13 protein-coding genes and 1 tRNA gene are annotated in these 19,874 nt (G+C 71.4%); 8 read left to right on the top strand and 6 right to left on the bottom strand.

Annotated elements, in window-relative coordinates; genetic code table 11:
• The first annotated feature begins 68 nt into the window (after positions 1-68).
• Positions 69-1,049 (top strand): LLM class F420-dependent oxidoreductase, encoded by a 981-nt coding sequence (locus tag ACN26Z_RS21350; protein ID WP_093408046.1) that lies wholly within the window; start codon positions 69-71, stop codon positions 1,047-1,049.
• The gene (locus ACN26Z_RS21345; RefSeq protein WP_421463132.1) at positions 1,046-1,885 is read left to right on the top strand and encodes an SDR family oxidoreductase; all 840 of its coding nucleotides are present in this window, start codon (positions 1,046-1,048) and stop codon (positions 1,883-1,885) included. The genes ACN26Z_RS21350 and ACN26Z_RS21345 overlap by 4 nt, the downstream gene beginning before the upstream one ends.
• On the opposite strand, the gene ACN26Z_RS21340 is transcribed toward ACN26Z_RS21345, so the two are convergent.
• From ACN26Z_RS21340 to ACN26Z_RS21315, 6 genes are all read right to left on the bottom strand, one after another.
• On the bottom strand, positions 1,840-2,127 hold the full coding sequence (locus tag ACN26Z_RS21340) for a hypothetical protein (RefSeq protein WP_421463130.1): 288 nt from the start codon (positions 2,125-2,127) through the stop codon (positions 1,840-1,842). The two genes, ACN26Z_RS21345 and ACN26Z_RS21340, sit on opposite strands and share 46 nt — an antisense overlap.
• 29 nt (positions 2,128-2,156) lie before the next feature.
• Positions 2,157-4,430: a transglutaminaseTgpA domain-containing protein gene (locus ACN26Z_RS21335; RefSeq protein WP_421463128.1), complete on the bottom strand. Its 2,274-nt coding sequence runs from the start codon at positions 4,428-4,430 to the stop codon at positions 2,157-2,159.
• A complete protein-coding gene (locus ACN26Z_RS21330; protein WP_421463126.1) occupies positions 4,406-5,566 on the bottom strand; it encodes a DUF58 domain-containing protein in 1,161 nt (386 codons plus the stop codon). Before ACN26Z_RS21330 ends, ACN26Z_RS21335 begins: the two co-directional genes overlap by 25 nt.
• Positions 5,567-5,581: 15 nt before the next feature.
• Positions 5,582-6,577: an AAA family ATPase gene (locus ACN26Z_RS21325; protein WP_421463125.1), complete on the bottom strand. Its 996-nt coding sequence runs from the start codon at positions 6,575-6,577 to the stop codon at positions 5,582-5,584.
• Positions 6,578-6,602: 25 nt separating this feature from the next.
• Positions 6,603-9,215, bottom strand: a complete 2,613-nt coding sequence (locus ACN26Z_RS21320) for a fibronectin type III domain-containing protein (RefSeq protein WP_421464685.1) — start codon at positions 9,213-9,215, stop codon at positions 6,603-6,605.
• 215 nt (positions 9,216-9,430) lie between these two features.
• Positions 9,431-12,100, bottom strand: a complete 2,670-nt coding sequence (locus ACN26Z_RS21315) for a tetratricopeptide repeat protein (RefSeq protein WP_421463123.1) — start codon at positions 12,098-12,100, stop codon at positions 9,431-9,433.
• A gap of 214 nt (positions 12,101-12,314) precedes the next feature.
• Between ACN26Z_RS21315 and ACN26Z_RS21310 the strand changes: the two genes are divergently transcribed.
• The 6 genes from ACN26Z_RS21310 to ACN26Z_RS21285 all read left to right on the top strand — a co-directional run bounded on the left by ACN26Z_RS21310 (position 12,315) and on the right by ACN26Z_RS21285 (position 19,842).
• A tRNA-Leu gene (locus ACN26Z_RS21310) sits at positions 12,315-12,398 on the top strand.
• A 636-nt stretch (positions 12,399-13,034) separates the two neighbouring features.
• Positions 13,035-14,249, top strand: a complete 1,215-nt coding sequence (locus tag ACN26Z_RS21305; protein ID WP_421463120.1) for a hypothetical protein — start codon at positions 13,035-13,037, stop codon at positions 14,247-14,249.
• Positions 14,242-14,799: a hypothetical protein gene (locus tag ACN26Z_RS21300; protein WP_421463118.1), complete on the top strand. Its 558-nt coding sequence runs from the start codon at positions 14,242-14,244 to the stop codon at positions 14,797-14,799. The genes ACN26Z_RS21305 and ACN26Z_RS21300 overlap by 8 nt, the downstream gene beginning before the upstream one ends.
• Positions 14,796-15,461, top strand: coding sequence for a hypothetical protein (locus ACN26Z_RS21295; RefSeq protein ID WP_421463116.1), 666 nt, complete (start codon positions 14,796-14,798; stop codon positions 15,459-15,461). Before ACN26Z_RS21300 ends, ACN26Z_RS21295 begins: the two co-directional genes overlap by 4 nt.
• The gene (locus ACN26Z_RS21290) at positions 15,458-18,556 is read left to right on the top strand and encodes a hypothetical protein (RefSeq protein ID WP_421463113.1); all 3,099 of its coding nucleotides are present in this window, start codon (positions 15,458-15,460) and stop codon (positions 18,554-18,556) included. Before ACN26Z_RS21295 ends, ACN26Z_RS21290 begins: the two co-directional genes overlap by 4 nt.
• The gene (locus ACN26Z_RS21285) at positions 18,553-19,842 is read left to right on the top strand and encodes a DUF2399 domain-containing protein (protein ID WP_421463112.1); all 1,290 of its coding nucleotides are present in this window, start codon (positions 18,553-18,555) and stop codon (positions 19,840-19,842) included. Before ACN26Z_RS21290 ends, ACN26Z_RS21285 begins: the two co-directional genes overlap by 4 nt.
• Positions 19,843-19,874: the final 32 nt, after the last annotated feature.

Below are 19,874 nucleotides of genomic sequence, written 5' to 3'. Positions count from 1 at the left end.
ACCGCCGCCATGACCTTGCCCGACGAGGCAGGGGCGGGCACCATCGACCGATGACGACGCGATGGGCAATGACGGTGCCACTGGGCGGGATCCCGCTCGCTGACCACGCCGCGGTGTACGCGGCCCTCGCCGACGCCGGCTACACCGACGTGTGGTCCTCCGAGGTCAACGGGGCCGATGCGTTCACCCCGCTGGCGCTGGCCGCCGCCTGGCAGCCCGGACTGCGGCTCGGCACCGCGATCACACCGGCGTTCACCCGTGGACCCGGCCTGCTGGCGATGAGCGCCGCCGCGCTGGCCGACGTCGCCCCCGGCCGGTTCGCCCTCGGCATCGGCGCGTCGTCGCCGGTGGTGGTCTCCGACTGGAACGCCGTGGAGTTCACCGAGCCGTTCCGGCGCACCCGCGACGTGCTGCGTTTCCTGCGGGCGGCGCTGCGCGGGGAGACCGTCGACGGTGCCTTCGACACCTTCGCCGTCCGCCGGTTCGCCCTGGAACGGCCACCGGCGGTCCCACCGCCGCTGCTGCTGGCCGCGCTGCGTCCGGGCATGCTGCGGCTGGCCGCCGCCGAGGCCGACGGAGTCATCCTCAACTGGCTCGCCGCCACCGACGTGCCCCGAGCGGTGACCGAGCTGGGGCAGCGGCGTCCACAGTTCGAGGTGGTCGCCCGGATCTTCGTCTGTCCCACCGAGGACGCCGGGTACGCCCGCACCCTCGGCCGCCGGATGATCACCAGCTACCTGACCGTGCCCGCGTACGCGGAGTTCCACCGCTGGCTCGGTCGGCAGGAGGCGCTGGCGGACATGTGGGCGGCGTGGGCGGCCGGCGACCGGCGCGGTGCCCTGGCCGCGATCCCGGACGAGGTGGTCGACGCGTTGATCCTGCACGGCTCGCCCGAGCAGTGCCGGGCACAGGTGAGTCGGTACGTCGACGCCGGGGTGGACGTACCGGTGCTGGCCTTGCTGCCCACCCCCGAGGTCACCGCCACCGACCCGGCGGCGCTGGCCACCCTTGTCGCCCGGCTCGGGCGCGACGCGAAGGAGTCGGCGTGAACCTCACCGACCGGGTAGCGGTGATCACCGGCGGGGCCGGGGGAATCGGTGCGGCGCTGGCCCGACGGTTCGCCGCCGAGGGAGCCGCCGCGCTGGTCCTGGCCGACCTGGACGGTGCCGCCACCGAGGCGGCCGCCGCCGCCGTGGGCCCGCTGGCCCGGGGCGTCGCCGTCGACGTCACCGACGAGGAACAGGTACGGGCCCTGGTCGTCGACACCGAACGCCGCTACGGCCGGATCGACGTGTTCTGCGCCAACGCCGGAGTGAGCAGCGGCGGGGGAGTGGAGGTCGACGACGCCGGCTGGGAACGGTCATGGCGGGTCAACGTGCTCGCCCACGTCTACGCCGCCCGGGCGGTGCTGCCGGCGATGCTCGCCCGGGGCAGCGGCTACCTGCTGCACACCTGCTCGGCGGCGGGAGTGCTGACCGCCGTCGGCGACGCCGCGTACACCACCACCAAGCACGCCGCCGTGGGGTTCGCCGAGTGGCTGTCGGTGACCTACCGGGACCAGGGGATCCGGGTCAGCGCGCTGTGCCCGCAGGGGGTCGACACGCCGATGCTGGCCGCCGGGTTGGCCGCCGGGCACCTCGGTGCCCAGGTGATCGCGGCCTCCGGCGCGGTGCTCAGCCCGGACGAGGTGGCTGCGGCGGCGGTGGCGGGGATGGCGGAGGAACGGTTCCTGATCCTGCCGCACCCGGAGGTGGCCGAATATGCTCGCCGCCGCGCCGAGGACCCCGACGGCTGGCAGTCCGGCCTCCGCAAACTCGTCCGCCGGTTGCGTGCCGCCGATCAGGACGCGCCGCCGCTGCCGCCGAAGCCGGCAGCATCACCGTAGGTGGCGTTCTCGGCGATGGCGGCGGAGTGGCGGTCGGGCACACCGGTCGGCCCGACGCCGGAACCACGGCGTCGGCGGGGTGCGGAGCGACGCAGTTCCCGGGTGGCCTTCGCGGCAGCGGCCAGTCGCTGCTGACGGGTCATCGGCCGGGGGACCCGTCGGCGACGGGCGACGACGAGCGTCGCGGCGGTGACGGACACCACCGCGACCAGCACGGTGAGCAGAGCTAGCCAGGTGGTCACGGCTCGACGGTAGGCACCCCGGGCAAGCTTCAGCGGTGCCAGCGCAGCGGGCCGGGGTGCACCGACCAGAGCAGTCGCCGCCAGCGGGGACGAGCCGCTCGCACCGCCGCCGTGTAGGCGGTGGTCGCCGCGGCGGCGGCACCGGCCTGCTCCTCGTCGGCCGTGCCAGGAGCGAAGCTGACCTGGTTGACCAGCCGGGCCAGCTCATCGACGGCCCCGTACGCCGCGGCCGGTGGCCGGACGTCGGTCAGGGCCTGCCGGGCCCGCGCGGCGACCTCGGTGGCGGACAGGTCGGCGGCGACCGGCCGGCCGGCCAACCGCAGCGTGTCGGTCAGCTCCCGCCAGGCGCCGGCGATGCGGTGGCCGGGGTCGCCCCGGTGCAGTCGGGCCCGGGTCTGTGCCCGGCGCAGACCGGCGAGAGTGGCCAGCAGCGCCACGACCACGAGCAGCAGACCGCCGCCGGTGCCGCCGACAAGCACCGGCGTCGGTACGCCCCCGCTGTCCGTGGGGCCGGCGGGAGCGGCCTGCGCCGGTGGCGAGGCGGTCGGCTCCAGGGTGGGCTCCGGCTGCTCCGACGGGGGCGGATCCTCCGGCTGGGGGCGGAAGTCCTCCTCCACCGGTCGGGGCTCCTCGTCCGGTCGGGGCAGCGGATCGAACGCCACCCAGCCGAGGCCGTCGAAAAGCACCTCCGGCCAGGCGTACGCGTCGGCGGCCCGCACCGGACCCGACCCGGGAGCGGCGAACCCGACCACCACCCGGGTCGGTAGCCCGGCGAGCCGGCCCAGCACCGCGAACGACGCCGCGAACTGTTCGGACGTGCCGCGCTGTCCACCGCCATTGCGCGGCCCGAACAGGAAGAACGCCAAGTTCGGGTAGGCGTGGCCGCTAGGCGCGTCGGCGACCAGCCGGTAGTGCTCGGCCAGCCACTGCTCGATCGCCGCCGCCCGCGCGTACGGCGCGCCGTTCTCCTCGGCCAGCTGGGTGGCCAGCCGCCGCAGCTGCTCCGGTGCCCCGTCGGGCACGTGCAGCACCCGGGCCACCGCGTCCCCGGCCGGGGTGTTCGCGGTGGCCAGCAGGTTGGCGTCGGGGCGCTCCCGGGCCGACGTCACCGTGTAGCGCAGGCCGGGGGCGAGACCCTCGGGACGGATCAGCGTGCCGGTGCCCGGGTCGTAGGCGACCCGGGCGCCGCTTACCTCACGTGGGGTGGGTACCGCGGGCAGCAGCCGTCCACTGAGGTCACCGACGGTGATCTCCTGGCGGACGGTTTCGACGGTGGCGTACGGCGCCGGTTCGACGGCGGGCAGGATCCGGCCGGCGTTACGGTAGGTCGCGCCCACCCGCCAGGTGACCCCGTCGTAGTCGCTGAGCACGGCCAGCCGGATCCGCTCCCTGGCACTGCCCGTCGCCGCGCCCTCGGGCGGTTCTGTCAGGCCTGGGTCGCCGGGGGAGTCGGTCGCCACCTGGAACAGTTCCTGCTCCGGATTCAACGCCCAACCGGAGATCCGGATCAGCGGGTTCTCGTCAAGCGTCTCCACCTGCGGCGGCTGCACATAACGCCGAGGATCCACCGGCCGGGTGTCCACCAGGGCCGCCACCGCCGGGCCGAGCAGCACCGCCAGCGCCACCACCATCGTCGTACCGGCGGCCGAGGCCACCGCCAGCCGGGCCCGCACCCCCGACCGGACCGCCGGGGCGAGCCCGTCGGCGGGGTCACCGTCCGCGGGTCGGGACGACACCGCCAACCCGAGCGCCGCCGTCACCACAAACGCCACCGTCGCGCCGATCGCGGGCTCCGCGTTCGGTCCGACCACGTACACCGCACCGACGTGCAGCAGCACCGGCGGCAGGTAGCCCAGCAGCACCCGCCCGGCCCGCAGCGCCACCTCCGCCCCGGCCAGCCCAGCCAGCCAGGCGGCCACCACCGGCAGCAGGATCGTGTCCGGCGTCGCCTCCACCGGGATCATCGCGGTCAGCAGCCGGGGAATGGCGTTGCGGGCGGCGTCACCGGCCACCTCGACGAACCCGCCCGGCACCCGCGCGTCAGCGGCCGCCACCCGCAGGCAGACCGCCGTCCACCCGAGCATGGCCAGCACCGACACCGGCGCCACCTGCCAGGACGGCAGCCGCCGGGTCACCACGCTGACCAGCACCGACCCGACCGCCGCGCCAGCCACCAGCATCGTCAGCAGCGACCCCGCGTACACCCGGCCGAGCACCACACCGGCCAGCGTGACCAGCACGACAAGCGTCGCCGGCACCGCCACCGCCCGCAGCAGCCTCACCACCGGCGCACCCCGTCCCACTCGGCGGCGAAGCCCGCCCCGTCGGCCGCGTCGACGACGACCAGGCCGGCCGCGCCCGGCGGCGTCGGCTCCGCCGCCCCGAAGATCCCGACCACCACCGACGGGTACGCGCCGCGCAGCGCCCCGACGTGCCCCAGATCCTCGGTCGCTCCCGGTCCGGTGAGGACGACAAGCGTGTCGCCGAGCCGGTCGCGGCGCAGCCGCGCCGCCGCGGCCTGCAGCGTCCCCTCGCCGGTCAGCGTCACCGCCGCCAGTCGATCCAACGGTCCACTCGGACCCGTCCCGATCGACTTGACGGAGGTGTCCTCGGCGGCGACGAACAGCAGTACCACCGGCAGGTCCTCGCGGACCGCCGCGGTGACCACCGACGCCGCCGCCTCACAGGCCGACTCGAACGACTCCGCCACCCCGCCGACCCGGTCCGGATGCGCGGTGGACCGGTTGTCGAGCAGCACCACGATCCGGGGCAGGCTGGTGTCCACGTTCTCCCGCACCATCAGCTCACCCACCCGGGCACTGGTGCGCCAGTGGACGCGACGAAGCTCGTCGCCGACGACGTACTCCCGCAACGAGTCGAAGGTGATCGAACCGTGCGGGACCGCGTCGACCCGCCCGTCGAGACTGCGTCCCGCGCCGGTGGGCACCGCCCGCAGCGGATGGATCCGCGGATGCACCCACACCGGCACCACATCGCCGTAGGAACGGGCCAGCACCACCAGGCCGAGCGGGTCGCGGCGGGTCACCCGCAACGGCCCCACCGGCACCACCCCACGCCGGCTCGTCGGCACCGGGTAACTGACAGTGGTGTCCGCGCCGGGTCGCAGCCGCAGCACCGGCACCGGCACCATCCGGCCACCGCAGCGGTCGGTGGCCAACATGCTCGCCGCCCCCACCCGTCCCGCATTGCGTACGGTCAACGTCATCGTGGCCGGCTCGCCCCGGGCCACCCGATCCGGGTCGGCCCGCCGGGCCACCCGCAGCCGGGGCCGCCGGGCCGCGGCGACCAGAGCGACCGCCAGCGCGGTGCCGGCCGCCGCGCCGAGCAACGTCAACTCCGGGTACCCGAACCGGAAACCCGCCCCCAGCAGCAGCACGGCCGCGACGAGCAGACCGATGCCCCGGGCGGTGATCCCCACGCCAGACCTCGCCGGTCAGCGGTGCGCCGGGGCCGGCTGGCCCGACGGCAGTGGCACCGGCACCGAGGCGACCGCCTGCCGCAGCACGTCCGCAGCGGTCACCCCCCGCACCTGAGCGTCGGGAGTGAGCAGCAGCCGGTGCGCGAAGACCGGCTCGGTGAGCGTCTTCAGATCCTCCGGCATGATCCAGCCCCGGCCGTCGATCAACGCGTACGCGCACGCCGCCCGGGTCAACGCGATCACCCCACGTGGACTGACCCCGACCCGGACCTGCGGATGGGTACGCGTGGCCGCCGCCAGCCGCACCGCGTACGCGTACAACGGCTCGGCGATGTGCACTCGTCGGGCCATCCGGACCATCTCGCCGACGGTGGCGGTGTCGGTCACCGCCGCGAGCGCCTCGGGAGAGCGGACCGTCGCCCCGCGCAGCACCTCCACCTCCACCGACTCGTCCGGATATCCCACCGACAACTTCACCAGGAACCGGTCCAACTGCGCCTCGGGCAACCGGTACGTGCCGTCCATCTCCACCGGGTTCTGGGTGGCCACCACCAGGAACGGCTGCGGCACCGGATGCCGCACCCCGTCCACGGTGACCGTCCGCTCCTCCATCACCTCCAGCAGCGCCGACTGCGTCTTCGGCGACGCCCGGTTGATCTCGTCGGCGATGACGATGTTGGCGAACACCGGGCCGGGGTGGAACTCGAAGCCCCGGGTGGCCTGGTTGAAGATGGTCACCCCGGACACGTCGGAGGGCAGCAGGTCCGGCGTGAACTGGATCCGCCGCCACTGCCCCTTCACCGTCGCCGCGATCGCCCGGGCCAGGGTCGTCTTGCCCACCCCGGGCACGTCCTCCAGCAACACGTGCCCCTGCGCGAACAACGCGGTCAACGCCAGCCGCACCACCTGCGGTTTGCCGAGCACCACCGTATTGACGTTCTCGGCCAGCCGGGCGGCCAGGGCGGCGAAGCCCTGCACCTCCTGCTGGGTGAGCGGTTCCTGGCTGTTCACGGTGGTGCTCCTCGCCTGGAGTGGATCAGCAGGTGGGCAGGACGCTTATGTCGTCCCCGCCCTCCAGGTTGAGCCAGGCCCAGGGGATGTAGTTCCGTCCGCTGTACTCGACCTGCACCCACCAGGTGCTCTGCTTGTTGTCGTTGTAGATCCAGGAGTCGATGTCCGTGCCCCGCACCTTGCAGTACGCCTTCAACCGGGTGCCTGGCTCCGCCCAGCCGACCTGGCGGTCGTTGTCCTGCCGGGGCACCGAGAAGATCTCGTTGCCGTTGCGGCCGTCCCGGTCCCGGTCGCAGTAGGTGCGCTGGTCACCGTCGGGGCCGTTCTCACAGGTGGCTATGCCGTACAGGGCGTCGGTTCGCTGAGCCCTGGTGGCGGTGCCGCTGCCGGCGGCATTGGTCGCCGTCACCGTGAACGTGTAGCTGGTGCCGGGAGTCAACCCGCTCATCGTGATGCTCGAACACGGGCCACTCTTCGCCGGCTGACCCGACCGGGACAGCGTACAACTGGCCTGGCCGCCACCGGCGTCCACGGTGAACGTCACAGTCGCCGCCGTCGCGGTCGCCGACGAACCGGTCACCGTCACCCGGGGCGCCGCCACCGTACGCGCCGTCGTCGTCGCCTGCGCGCCCTCGCCAGCCTCGTTCACCGCCCGGACCCGCACCGTCACGTTCTGCCCGTCACCCAGGCCACCCACGGTCGCCCGGGTGTCGGTCACCTCGCTGCGCTTGTCACCCACCTCGACCACGTAACCGGTCACCGGCCGGCCGTTGGCCACCGCCGGCGTCCACTGCACCGCCACCGTCCCCGGCTGGTCGGCCACCGTGCTCGCCCGCAACTCCAACGGCTCACCGGGAACCGTGAACGGCACCACCGTGTTGCTCACCGGCGACGCCTCCGACGCCGCGCCCTTGTCGTTCACCGAGACCACCGTGAACGCGTACTGCGTGCCGTACTCCAGCTCGCCGGCCTTCACCACCAACTCCGTACCGGTCGCCTCACCGACCGGGGCGTTCGTGCCCGCAGAGGTCGCCGACACCGCGTACCTGGTGATCGTGTTGCCCTGACCGTTCGCCTCCGGCCAGCTCACCACCACCGTGCCGTCCGCCCGTGCCTCGGCGGTCACCTCGGTCGGCGCGTCCGGCACGTCCGCGGTCGGCGTCACCGGGTTGCTGTTCCGAGCTGGACCCGCGCCTTTCGCGTTCACCGCGTGCACCGAGAAGCGGTACGTCTCACCGTTGGTCAGCTCCGTGACCTCCACCGACCGCTGGTTCGCGCCGACCTCCAACCGCTGCCCGGCACCCTCCACCACGTACCGGATGATCTCGGCGCCGTTGGCCGCCGCCGGTCGCCAACTCACCCTGGCCTGCGCGTCGCCGGCCGCCGCCGTGACGTTACGCGGCGCGCCCGGCTTGCTCACCTGAGGCTTCTTCGGCGGCGGCGGAGGTGGCGGCGGAGGCTCCGGCGGCGGATCACCACCGAGCACGTCGTTGGCGTACTTGTCGACCTCCCGCACCTGGTGCGAGTCGTTGACCACCCGCGCGGTCGCCGCGTCCGGCGCGTTGATGAACAGGTAGTTCTCCCGCACCTCCAACTCCAGCGGGCCACCCCACCTGCCCCGGATCGTGTCGGTCAGCTGGCCCGTCGCGTCGAACGCGTACACCGTGCCCGCCGCCTCGTCCGCGCAGTAGAACCGCCCGGCCCAGGCCACCGCCGGACCGAGCCGGTCACCGTCGCCCGGCACCGTGAACGACCGCACCTCGCCACCGTCGCCGATCGCGTGCACCTGCCGCTGCCCGGGCACCGTCACCGGCACCACCGGCCCGCTGGTACGCACCGGCAGGATGCCGGGCCCGGTCAGCGTCGACGCCAACGCCGTGCGGCGGGTCGTACCGTCCACGACGGTCACCAACGCTCCGGCCGTGCGGTCCAACACCGCCACACCGTCATCCAACGTGGAGACCACCAACTCGTGGCTGGCCTCCGCCACGTCGTACGTCTCCACCTGTGGCGAACCCACCGGTGAGTCCGCCGCCTCCGACGGCAGCACCGCCGGGGTGATCGCCGAGACCGTGCCCTCCGCCGGCACCGCGACCCACAGACGGCCCTCGCCGTCGAACGCGCCGCCGGTGATCCCCGGCGGATAGCGGACCGGCTCGCCAACCGGGGCCAGCGACCGCGGATCCAACTGCCGCACCACACCCTGGACCGCGTCCACCACGAACGCGGCGTCCTCGTGCAACGCCACACTCACTCCGAGCCCGGGCATGGTCGGCGTGGTCGCCGTGATCTGCAACGTCGCCAGGTCCAGCGCGCTGATCTGACCCGTGTTCAGATCCCGCAGCACCAGCAGCCGGTCCGTCTGCGTCACCTGCATCGGATGCCGCCGCGCCGCCGGCACCTCCATCCGGGTGTCCACCCGGGCGGTGACCCCGTTGACCCGCGCCAACTCGCTGCGCGCCGCGCTCCACAACCATGAACTCGCGTCGTAGTTGGCCACCGCGTTGTCCGCCGAACCCAGACCGAGCACGGTCAGCCCCATCGCCGCCAACAGCGCCACCACCGTACCCACGGTGACGAGACCACCGCGTACCCGGGACCGGGATCGTGGGGTGCGGGCCGGAACGGCCTCGTCGATGCTCGCCACAGCCGGCAGCCTCCCGTGTCGTCTCGGCAGGTGGCGCCCCCGTACGGCGACCCCTCCCCTGAGCCGGGAGCCATCATATGGTCACCCCACCGACCCCGGGAACCCGCACCGTCCGGCTGTGGACACCCAGCGTGGCGTGTCGTCGGCGTGTCCCGCCACGACTGTCCGTCCGGGACCGATCGGCCCCCTCAACCCGACGGGTCGGCCTACCGCGACGTGCACACCTGGTCGGAAGTGGCGAACTGGTCGGTGTCGTAGACGGCGAGCACCGCGAAGCAGTAGTTCACCCGGGTGCTCAACCCGTTGACCGTGTAGCTCGTCCGACCCGGGTCCACCGTAGCCATCATGCCCAGCGACTGCCCGGTCCGCCCACCGGCCACCATGAACGGCACCAACCCGTCCGACGGATCCGTCCAGGTCAACGTGATCGTCGTGATGTCGTCGCGCATCGTCAGGTCCCCCGGAGGCGGGCCGACCGAACCGGGTGGCGATGTCGGCGCCGACGCAGGCCCCGACGAAGGCGCGGCCCATCGGTCCAGGACCAGCAGACCCACCCCGACCACCGCGGCCAGGGCCACCAGGACCGCCACCACCGCCACGCCGATCGCCACCCGGTTACGACCCGGCGCCGGCTCCGCCGTCGGCATCGCCAACGGCCCCTGGTACGGCGCGGCGATCCCCGGAACCTGAGCACCGGACGGACCCCAGGCCGGCGGCGCGGCGGGCCCCGGATAGGCCGGCGGCGCACCCGGTGAACCGTGCGGCTGGGCGCCACGACCCGGCCCCGCCAGCCGGGGGTCATGCTGCGGGACACCGACCCCGGGTCCGTACGGGTTGGCTCCGCCACCCGGGCCCTCGGCCGAGCCGCCACCGCTCACCGGCCCGTACGGCGGGGGTACGGGGTGGGCGGCTCCGCCGGTCGCCGGGTAGCCGCCCGGCCCGCCGGTGGGCGCTCCGCTGGTCGGCGGTGCATACCCAGACGGTCCACCGGTCGTTGGTGGGTAGCCGGGTGGTCCGCTGGTCGGCGGCGCCCAGCCGGGTGGTGCGCTGTTCGGGCCGGGTTGCGGTAACGGCGCGGTCAGGTCGTGCGGGCCTGCCGTCGGGCTGACCAGTGGGGTGCCCTGCGGAGGCACCGGGGGAGTGCCCGGTGGTGCGCTGACCGGTGGCGCACTCACAGGTGGTGCGCTGACCGGTGGCGCGCTGACGGGTGGCGCGCTGATCGGTTGGGCCTGGCTCCAGGCCGCCTCGGCGAGCTGTCCCAGCGCTGGTGGCGCGCTGACCGGCTGCCCCTCGGCCGGCGGCTCGGTCACCGCCGACGACCAGGCCGGGGACGCGCTCACCGGTGAGGGCACAGTCTCCGCCGGTGCCGGAGACTCAGGCGTACGGCCGGCCCGAGCCGCTTCCTCCTCCAACAGGGGACCGATCTGCTGCACCCGGATGGTGGGCCGGGCCCACTCGGGATGCCCGGTGGAGGCAGACTCGACGCCCGCCGATGTCGCGTCGTCGACCGCCGGGGCGTGCCGCAGTACGCCGGTCTGTTCCTCGTCCTCGATCGGCTGGCGCGGAGCCGGTCCGGTCGGAGACTGGCTGGACGGCGTGACCGACGGTGCGGTGTGTGACGGAGCCGGCGACGACGGGGCCGGCACCCTGCTTGTCGGCCTGGTCGCGGCGGTAGCCGCAACCACCGGGGCGGGTGGCACCCCTGCCGATCGGGCCCGGTCGACCGGAGTCGCGACCGGACGTACTGACTGATCATGAAAAGCGGTCCGGGCCTGCGGTACCACCGGCGGCGCAGGAACGCCGGGCGGCGTTGAAACCTGCGGCGGGGCAGATGGTGCCGTGGCTGACGGTGGCACCACCGACGGCGGTACGCGCGGTGGGCCAGGCGGCGCAGCGGATGTTGGTGGGGTGGGCCGCGGAACCTGCGGCACCACGGTTGGCGGCATGGCGGGCGGCGGCGGGATCTGCGGCGCGACAGTCGGAGGCGGCGGGATCTGCGGCGCCGCGGTGGGGGGTGGCGGTATCTGCGGCGCTGCTGTAGGAGGGGTTGGTGTGACCTGCGGCGCTGCTGCGGGAGGCACGGTGGACAACGGCGGGATCTGTGGCGGGGCGGGCCGCCCCGGCTCGGCCGAGGTCTGCGGTGCGGCGGGAACGATCTGCGGTGCGGCGGGAATGACCGGTGGCGCCGGTACGGCGGCCCCCAGGGGGGAAACAGGCACGGGAGGGACGGTCGCCGCTCCAGGGACGCCGGAAGTGGGCTGGTCGCCGGCAGGCGGTGACGCCGAGGGGGCGACGGGACGCGCCGGTGCTGCCGTCGACGCCTCGTGCGGCTTCCACAGCGTGGAGAGCACGGCCAGGGAGACCGTCGGTTCGTCCAACGCTCCCCGGCCCGGCGGACTGGCCGGACCAGGCTGAGGGGCGGTCGGGACAGCGGGCTGAGGGGCGGGAGCGGCGTCGCCGAGATACTCGCGTGCCATGCGTACCGCCGGATGGTCGGCACCGAGCACGGCGGGGCCGGCAGCGGCCACGCGGGTGTAATTGCGGCGCGCCTCGTGGCGATTGCCCAGCTCGTCCGCGACGGACGCCAGCTCGAAGGCCAACGCCAGCATCAGCGGATCGGCATGCGGCCAACGGCGCTCCCCGGCGGCGAACGCCTCCTCCAGCACCCGCCGGGCCGCGCTCGGATCGTCCGCCTCCCGATGCAACCTGGCCAGCAGATGAGCGGTGCTGAGCACGTCCGGATGATCTTTGCTGAACGGCGGCCGAGTGGACTCGACCGCATCGGCCAGCAGGCCACGGGCGGCGGCGAGGTTACCCGCACCACGCAGCGCGAGGGCCCGTTGCTGAGCGACGGCCAGGGGAGAGGCATGGGGCACGAGGCCCATGCTGCCGGGTACGGGCACCTCGACGCTACCCGGCGCACACACCTGCCGAGGGGCCGCTACCGGGCGTTGCGACCAGTGCCGGACCGGGGCCGATGCCGATGTGCATGATCCACCTGTGGCGTGTACAGTAACTCCCCGTGCAGCCCAGCGGGCGGCCTGCGGGTGATGAGATCACCGAGGCTGACGCGGTAGGCTGGGCAAGTGGGTCCGGGTGGCGGAATGGCAGACGCGCTAGCTTGAGGTGCTAGTGCCCGTATAGGGCGTGGGGGTTCAAGTCCCCCCTCGGACACAGAATTTCCGCATCGGTGCGCATCTTGAGTGCGCATGCGCTGATACTACAGTCTGCTGGCGGAGCGGCAGTGAGTGCGTCCAGCGGGCGCAAGCTTTGCTGCCATTCGCTGGCCGTCGGTGGCACAGTTCGGCCTGCGTTTCGGTCGCCACCGTGGAGGCCAGATCTGGTTGAGGCGATGCCCGAGGTCGACCGCGCGCGGCCGAGGGCGGAGCCGCAGTAGTGCAGCGTGCTGGTGGTCAGGTCGAGGGCGGCGACTTCGTGGCGTGCGCCCTGGTCTCGGGTGTAGGTGGCGTGCAGTCGCACGGGGTGTGCGGCAACCGCCAACTTCGCACGCGTCGACCAGCACATGTGGCGCCGCCTGGCGTGGGACGCTGCGCGCGCAGTCGCTTGCTCTTTCCCGTCGGCGGTTACCTTTCTCCTCGACGGCCGATCCATTGCCGTCCACCGCCGTGGAGGTCGGGCGACGACGCGTGCAACTGGTCCATAGAACCAGCATTGTGAAAGATGCTCCGCTTTGCTGCTTTGGGTCCGTCCTGATGCCGATGGCAGGTCCCGCTGTCACACAGGGCTCGGGCGGCGGTGCGCGATGTCGGTACTCTCCGCTATGGTCTGCTAACTGTGCCGGATCTTTCAGTGTCAACTTTCGATGAGTATGCCGCCGATGCCGCTCTCGTGGATGTCTATCAGCAGGTTTTCGCGGTGCTGGCGCGCGCGTCGAACCAGATGGTGGAGGACGTCGAGTCGGTGATGGTTGACGAGGCGATCCTCGACGCCTTCGCGCAGGCGGGGCCGGCTGGGCTGACGATCGACCAGGTCGCCGTTGCATGCCGCCATCTTCCGGACAGTCAGGTTCGGCGCCGATTCTTGGTGCTGCGCTCGTACCGCGCCGTTGTCAAGGTCAACGATCGGGCGAACGAGTTGTACTACCAGGCGACGTTCGCTCCGTACGTCATGCTGCTGTTTCTGCGCCGGATCGGCGACGCGGGCGGGCAGGCCGAGCTGCACCGGCTGTTGTCGATGGCCCGAATGTCTCTCGATGATCAACACGCGACCGTTGATGATGCGCGCGCTCACCTCGTCGAGATCACCAACGTGTTCCGGTTGCTGGCCAATCCGCTGATGCAGATGGCGACCTCTGCCAAGATCGAGCAGCTTCGGGCGCAGGCACGGGGCCTGCTGGGCAACGAGGAGCTGCTGGCGAAGGCGCAGGAGTACCACGACGCGGCGGCGACCCAGTGGCCGCAGCTGCTGCCCGCGTGCGGCGAGTTGCGGATGGCGCTGGCCGCGTACCGGGACGCGGTGAGCACCGCCGCGCAGCGGTTGCTGGCTCATGCGGGCAAGACCCGCGCGTTGGGGCTACTGCCGGTGGAGCGCTGGCGTAGCTTCGCCCGCGACAGCACCGCCGCGACGCTCGCGTCCGCGCTCGATGGTCTGCTATTCGATGCGCCGGCCCCACACTTTCCGGTGGAGGCGCTGCTGGACGCCGTCGAGGAGGGCCTTCACGCGGAGGGTAGCCGAGTGCCGCCGCCCCGGCCGAGGACAGACGATGAGGAACCGCCGGGCGAGCATCAGGCGGACCTGGAAGGGCCGCAGCTGGCCGAGCTGGCGGAGGAGCTGCTGGCTGGCAGTGATCGAGTGGCCGTAGCCAGCGTGCTGCATGCGGCAGGCGACTGGCCAGCAGCCCGCCGGGTGTTGTCGCAGATGGTGAGCATCCATCATCGCGACGACTTGCCGTATGGCCTGACCTGGGGTGATGGACTAAAAGTCGATCTCGACTCGGCGTTTAGCTGGGTGACCGACGGCTGGTTCGAGCGCCGTGCCGGGGCGGAGGTGGTCACGGGTGGATGAGCGCGATATTGCGCTGTGGTGGGCGAAGATCCGCTCTGGCGGTCCGCAGCGCGTACCTCCTGGTGGCGCGACGCCGACTGGGTTGCGGCGTCTTGTCGAGGCCGACGCGCAGGCGGTGTGGCTTGTGCCGAACCTGCCCGAGTCGGCGGGTCCTGCCGTGTTGGACGAGTATGGGCTGCCCAGCCAGTCGGTCGTTGACCACAAGGGCACCATGCGCGTGCTCGCGGCGTGTTTGCGCTGCTGCTGGGCGAATCCTGGGTCGGACCTGTGGCCGGGCGAGACCGCCGCACTCGACCAGGTGGCGGTCGTCTTCGCCCACCTGACCCCCGGTCGCGGTACCCGTGACCGGCATCGAACGCTGCTGGGAGGTGTGCGGCGACTGGATCGTGCGGGGTGGTTGCGTTATGACGAAGCTCGCCGAACGGTGCGCCTGGGGGCTCGGGTGGCGTCCTGGGGATCGCTGGACCTGAGCACGTTGCGGGAGCTGTGGCGCATGGTCCCCAGCGGCGACGACCAGTCGCAGCCGCACAAGGCGGGAGGTAGTCGATGACGGCGCGTCCGAACCCGATCTTCGAGCAGACGCTCGGGCACCTCAACGATCGGCAACGTGAACAGGTCGAGGCGGCGTTCGCGCTGCTGGAGCACAGCAGCGAACCGGTCCACCGCCAGTTTCTGCCCGCGCTGGAGGACGCGACGTCACGAGCGTGCCTGCAACGATTGCTGCAACGCACCGGGCGAACCTTGGTTGAGGTAGTACCAGGTCTGCGGTACACCTCCGGCTTCGACGACACGATCGCGGCCGATCTGACCGCCGGTTGGCAGCCGATGGGCGAGATGGACCGCGCCGTGCTGACGGTGATCCTGGTGAACTCGGTGGCCATTCCCCGCAGCGAAGAACAGCTACACGCCGACACGTGGAGCAGCCCGTATCCCACCGCGGTCACCGAGATCTTGCGCAATACCAAACTCCCGCCTACCGAGGCCAGAGCTGCGCTGACCAGGCTGACAGCCTCCGGCCTGGTCAAGCTCACCAGGGGTGGAGAAAGCGACGGCGGCTATGTTCCAGGTCCGCAATTGCTGCGCCTGACACCGGCCGCGCGTGAGCGGCTTCAGGAGCAGCTCATCCTCGCCGCCGCCCCTGACCACCCGATTGCCTCCGCCATCCGCGAACGCCGACGCAGTCAACAGCAGAAAGGAAACAGCACCCCGTGACGGCCAGCCCCACCCCCGCTCCCGACACCAGCGATCCGCAGCAGGTTGTGGGCAACCGGGTCCTCGTCGGCGTCCAGATGATCAACATTTCGCGGTTGTCGACCCACCCTGTCCCGATCACGACCAGCGGGCTGATCACGGTCGCCGGGCAAGGCCCCACCGACTCCAACGGGGCCGGGAAGTCGTCGTTCATCGCAGGACTGAGCCTTCTGCACGCCGATGATCAGTGGCGGTTGCAGTCAGGCGCGCAGGCCGCCGCCGAACTGCTGTTCACCGCCGAGCTGGCCGGGCAGGAGGCAATGCACGCCAATGCCGATCGCGGATACATCATCGGCGTATTCGCGCCACCGGCGGCGCAGAGCATCCCCGAACTCGATGCGGCCGTGCTCACCGTATGGCTGCGTATCAACCGGCAAAGCCCACACATCGAACTGCGGTGGGCGCAGCGGCTGCACGTCGCCTACGGTGAGACCGAAGACGAACGCGCCGCCAGCGCCGACACACTCTGGGACGCGCTACCCAAAAGCAACGGCCGCACCGACATCCGCGCCAACAAGCTGGCCAAGGCTCTCTACGGCGACACCGTGCGATGCGTGTCGTTCCTGTCGACCTCGGTACGTGCCAGCCCCACAGCCAATCTGCTCGCCCAGCCGCTCAACGAACTGACCCCCGAGCGGATCTTCGATGCGATCGGTGCTCTGACCGGGCTGTCCACCGAGCTGGAAGGCGAGCAGAAGGCCCGCTCTCGCGAACACGCCGACGCGGCGAAGGCCAAGGAAGCGCGTGAACAGTACGACGAGTGGGACGCCCGGATGAGCGTCGTCGAACAGGGCATCCGCACCCGGCAACGCGCCCGAGAAATCCTCGGCGAGGCCAGGAACTCGTGGCGCAGCCGCTGTGCCCGCTACCTCACCGACGGCCTCGACGAAGACGAAGGCATCGCCGTGGACCTGAAGAACAATGAACAGGCGCGCAAGGAGATCGGCGAGGGCATCGACACGGTCAAGTCCATGCTGGGCACGCTCACCGACGACAAATCGTTCGAGCGCAGCTTCCGCGACCGCGTCGACCGCTACCAGCAGCTCACCAAGCAGGTAGATGCGCTGAAAACCGAGCACGCGCAAAACGTCCGCGAGATCGAGATGCTCGGCATCCGCAAACGTGACCTGGAAAGCAAGGCCACCGCAGCCGACGGCCTGACACCGCACGAGGCGGCACTCGCCAGAGCCAAGGCGGAAACCGAGCTGGGAACGGCCCAGCAAGCCAGGGGCATCACGGACGCCGCCTTGCGAGCCGCCCAGACTGCCCTCGCCGCCGCCGAACGCGGCGACGATGTCGCCTCGGCACAGGTACACACCCTGCGCAGTGCCAACATTGACACCGCGCCTCTGATCGACGTCATCACGCTCCCCGACGGCCAGCGAGCCGTATGGGAAGCCCGGCTGCTGCCCTACCGGCAAGCGATCGTCGTACGCCACGAAGATGCCACCACCGCCACCAAGCTTCTGGCCGGCATCCCCGGCTCGCTCATCGTCAGCGCCGATCCCCACAACCACCCGGCGGCCGGCACGGCAGATCTGCCCGCTGCCGTCCCCGCATACCCGTTGACGAGCTTCCTGTCCGCTCTGGCAGACCGAGCAGGCGCCGAATTCTCGCATATCGACCTGGCGGCAGGCGTGCACTCGGTGAGCGGCTTCGCCGACCCGCTGACCGGCAGGGCAGGTCGCATCCGACAGGCCCGCGCCGCCGTCGAGGCCGCCGCTGATGCCGACGACGATGCCGAAGCAGCAGTCACGGCCGCCCGGCAGACCCTCAAACGCGCCCAAGAACGCGAGCAAGCCGCCCAAGCGGCCGTTGAAGCAGCCGAGCTCACCCAACGCATCCAGCACCTGCGCGACCTCAACGAAGCTAACGACCGCGAACAGGGCAAGCTCGCTACGCCGCTGGCGCTGGCCACCGAGCACTACCGGCAGGCCCTGGCCGACAAACAGTCCCGCGACACACGCATCGAGGCCGTCCGCAGCCAACTGAATCAGGTGGAAGGAGACCAGAAACGCGCCGAGGAAGCCTGGCACAAGCTGATGGCCCGGCGAGACGAACTTGACCTGCCTGGCCGACACACGGCCTGGGGCGGCACCGCCGACACCGCTCGCCAACACCTGCTCCAGCTCAACGAGGCGGAGCGGAACATATCGCTGCCCGTATGGGACGACGCCGCTGACGACCTCGCCGATCGCGTCCGCCGGGCCTGCTTTCCCATCGGCACCCCCTCAGAACACCTGCCGGAAGAACTTCGCGTCATCGACCAGCAGCGAGACACCCGGCGTACCGCCGAGCGCATCGGCCTGATCCCGGCGATGCTGCGCGTCGTCGGCACCTACCTCGACCAGCACGAACAAGTCGACAAGCAGCAGAAGGCCGACATCGAACGCCAACGCGCCGACAAGACCGCGACGCTGACCAGCGCCGAGGCAGCGCTGAGCGAATCGCGCGAGGCAGCCGCTGCCGTTCGCGCCACCCTCGCCACCGCAGTCAAAGCGAAGCTCAAGCTGGTCTCGGCCGAGTTCGACCGGATCGACAAGGCGTACGACGGTTACGGCGGCGAACTGGATTTCCCCGAACCGGAACCGCCCGCCGACCCCGACAAACCCTGGCGCTGGTCGGTGACACCGAAATGGCGGCGCAGCGAGGGCAAGCCACCCGCGTCGTACCGGCTGCGCGGCAACACGGCCCAGATGGACGACAAGGCCGTCAAGCTCGTCTGCGCAGCGGCCCTGGCCGGCTCCGGCGACAAACCGCTGCTGCTTGTCCTGGACGAGCTCGGCCGTAACCTCGGCGCGGCCCACCGCCGCGCGGCCGTGGCCCTCTTTGAAAACATCGGCCGCGACCGCTCCATCAGCGTCGTCGGCGCCCTGCAAGACGACATGGAGCGTTACGCCATCGCCGCCTCCAGCCTCTACATCAAGCTGCGGCGGAGCTCCGACACCATGCCGTACAACCAGGCGCCGGTGATCATCGGAAGTGACTCCAACCGTGCCAGGGTGCAGATGCTCGCCGACTGGCTCACCTCCTACCGACCGGCCCCCCAACCATGAACACTGTCGACCCGACAAGCCCGCATGGCGACGAGGACCCTGAGATCGTGCTTCGCTGGATGGACGATCTACCCGAAGGACTCTGTGCCTACGCGCCAGTGCCCCCCGGCGGCAAGTACTCCCGCGACCGACTCGGCCGCCCCAAGTTCCGCCGAGTGCGGCTTCGCGCCAGCGAACCCGTTGCACAGCCAACCCGTCCCGACGGCCTCGTCGCGGACAGCGACTGGGCATGGATCACCAGCAGCCCACGCAACTGGGACAGCATCACAGGACGACTCGGCGACAACGCCACCACCATCGTCCACGCGCTCGCCCGAGCCGGATGCCTCACGATCGAACACGACCTGCACCTCAGCAAACTCGCCCAGCCCGCCCGGCGCACCCATCCGCACCCGAAACTCGCCGGCGCACAAGCCGCCGCCCGAGAAAACCGCCGCACCGAGGCCAGCTCAGTGCGCTCGCGGGCACTGTCCCTGGCCGAAACCCTGACCGACGAGTGGCCCGGCGTGGCCAAGGCGTTGCGCTCCACCATCGGCACCGACCGGCTGGTATGGGCCTTACGTGCCGCGTCCGACCTCGCCGACGGGCGCACACACAACTCCGTCCGTGCCTTCGTACAAGAACACGCCGAGCACACCAAAGCCCGCGACGACGTCCACCACCTGCTGGCAGAACTCGGATTTGAGCAGGAAGCCATCACGGCACTTGGCCTTGCCCGCAACCCGTACATCGGTCTCGGCGGACCCATCCGACTACAGACCCCTACCGGCATCATTGACCTCACAGGGCTTACCGGCCCCCACGATCTGCGCCTGCCCGCCAGCCAGGACATCACGCTCCAGCTACCCGCGACATCTCCCGAGATGATCATCATCGAAAACCGGCAAGCCGCTGAGACCATCTGCGATGTCCGCCCCGACCTGCCGGTCATCTGGTGCCATGGCCAGCCGCCGAAAGCCGTGCTCGAACTGATAGCCCAAGCAGCAGCACAGGTCGACACCGTAACCGTCTGCACGGATGCCGACCTCGGCGGCGTCCGCATCGCGGCGCGGATCACCGATCACCTCGCCCCAAATCGACACTGCCTGATTATCGACATCGGCACTGCTGACCATGCCGTCGGCAAGTCCTTCAACGCCCACAGCCGTACCCACCTCTCCACCCTGGCGACCCGGGCCGACGAAGTTGGACAGTTCGCCGAGGCGTGCCTGACACGTGGCTACGCCATCGAGCAGGAAGCCGCAGCCAAAGCGGCACTGCGAGGGGCCCTTGCACCTGCCGAATAAGACAGTTCGTCGGAGCAACCACGCTCCCGGGA

The sequence above is a fragment of the Verrucosispora sp. WMMD703 genome, from assembly GCF_049178935.1.
GTDB lineage: Bacteria > Actinomycetota > Actinomycetes > Mycobacteriales > Micromonosporaceae > Micromonospora > Micromonospora sediminimaris.
This window is presented reverse-complemented; position numbering and strand designations above follow the sequence as displayed.

Excerpts from the sequence above, each read along its gene's own strand:
- ACN26Z_RS21350 (WP_093408046.1), top strand. The coding sequence starts at position 69 with ATGACGGTGCCACTGGGCGGGATCCCGCTCGCTGACCACGCCGCGGTG.
- ACN26Z_RS21295 (WP_421463116.1), top strand. The coding sequence starts at position 14,796 with ATGACGGCGCGTCCGAACCCGATCTTCGAGCAGACGCTCGGGCACCTC.
- ACN26Z_RS21285 (WP_421463112.1), top strand. The coding sequence starts at position 18,553 with ATGAACACTGTCGACCCGACAAGCCCGCATGGCGACGAGGACCCTGAG.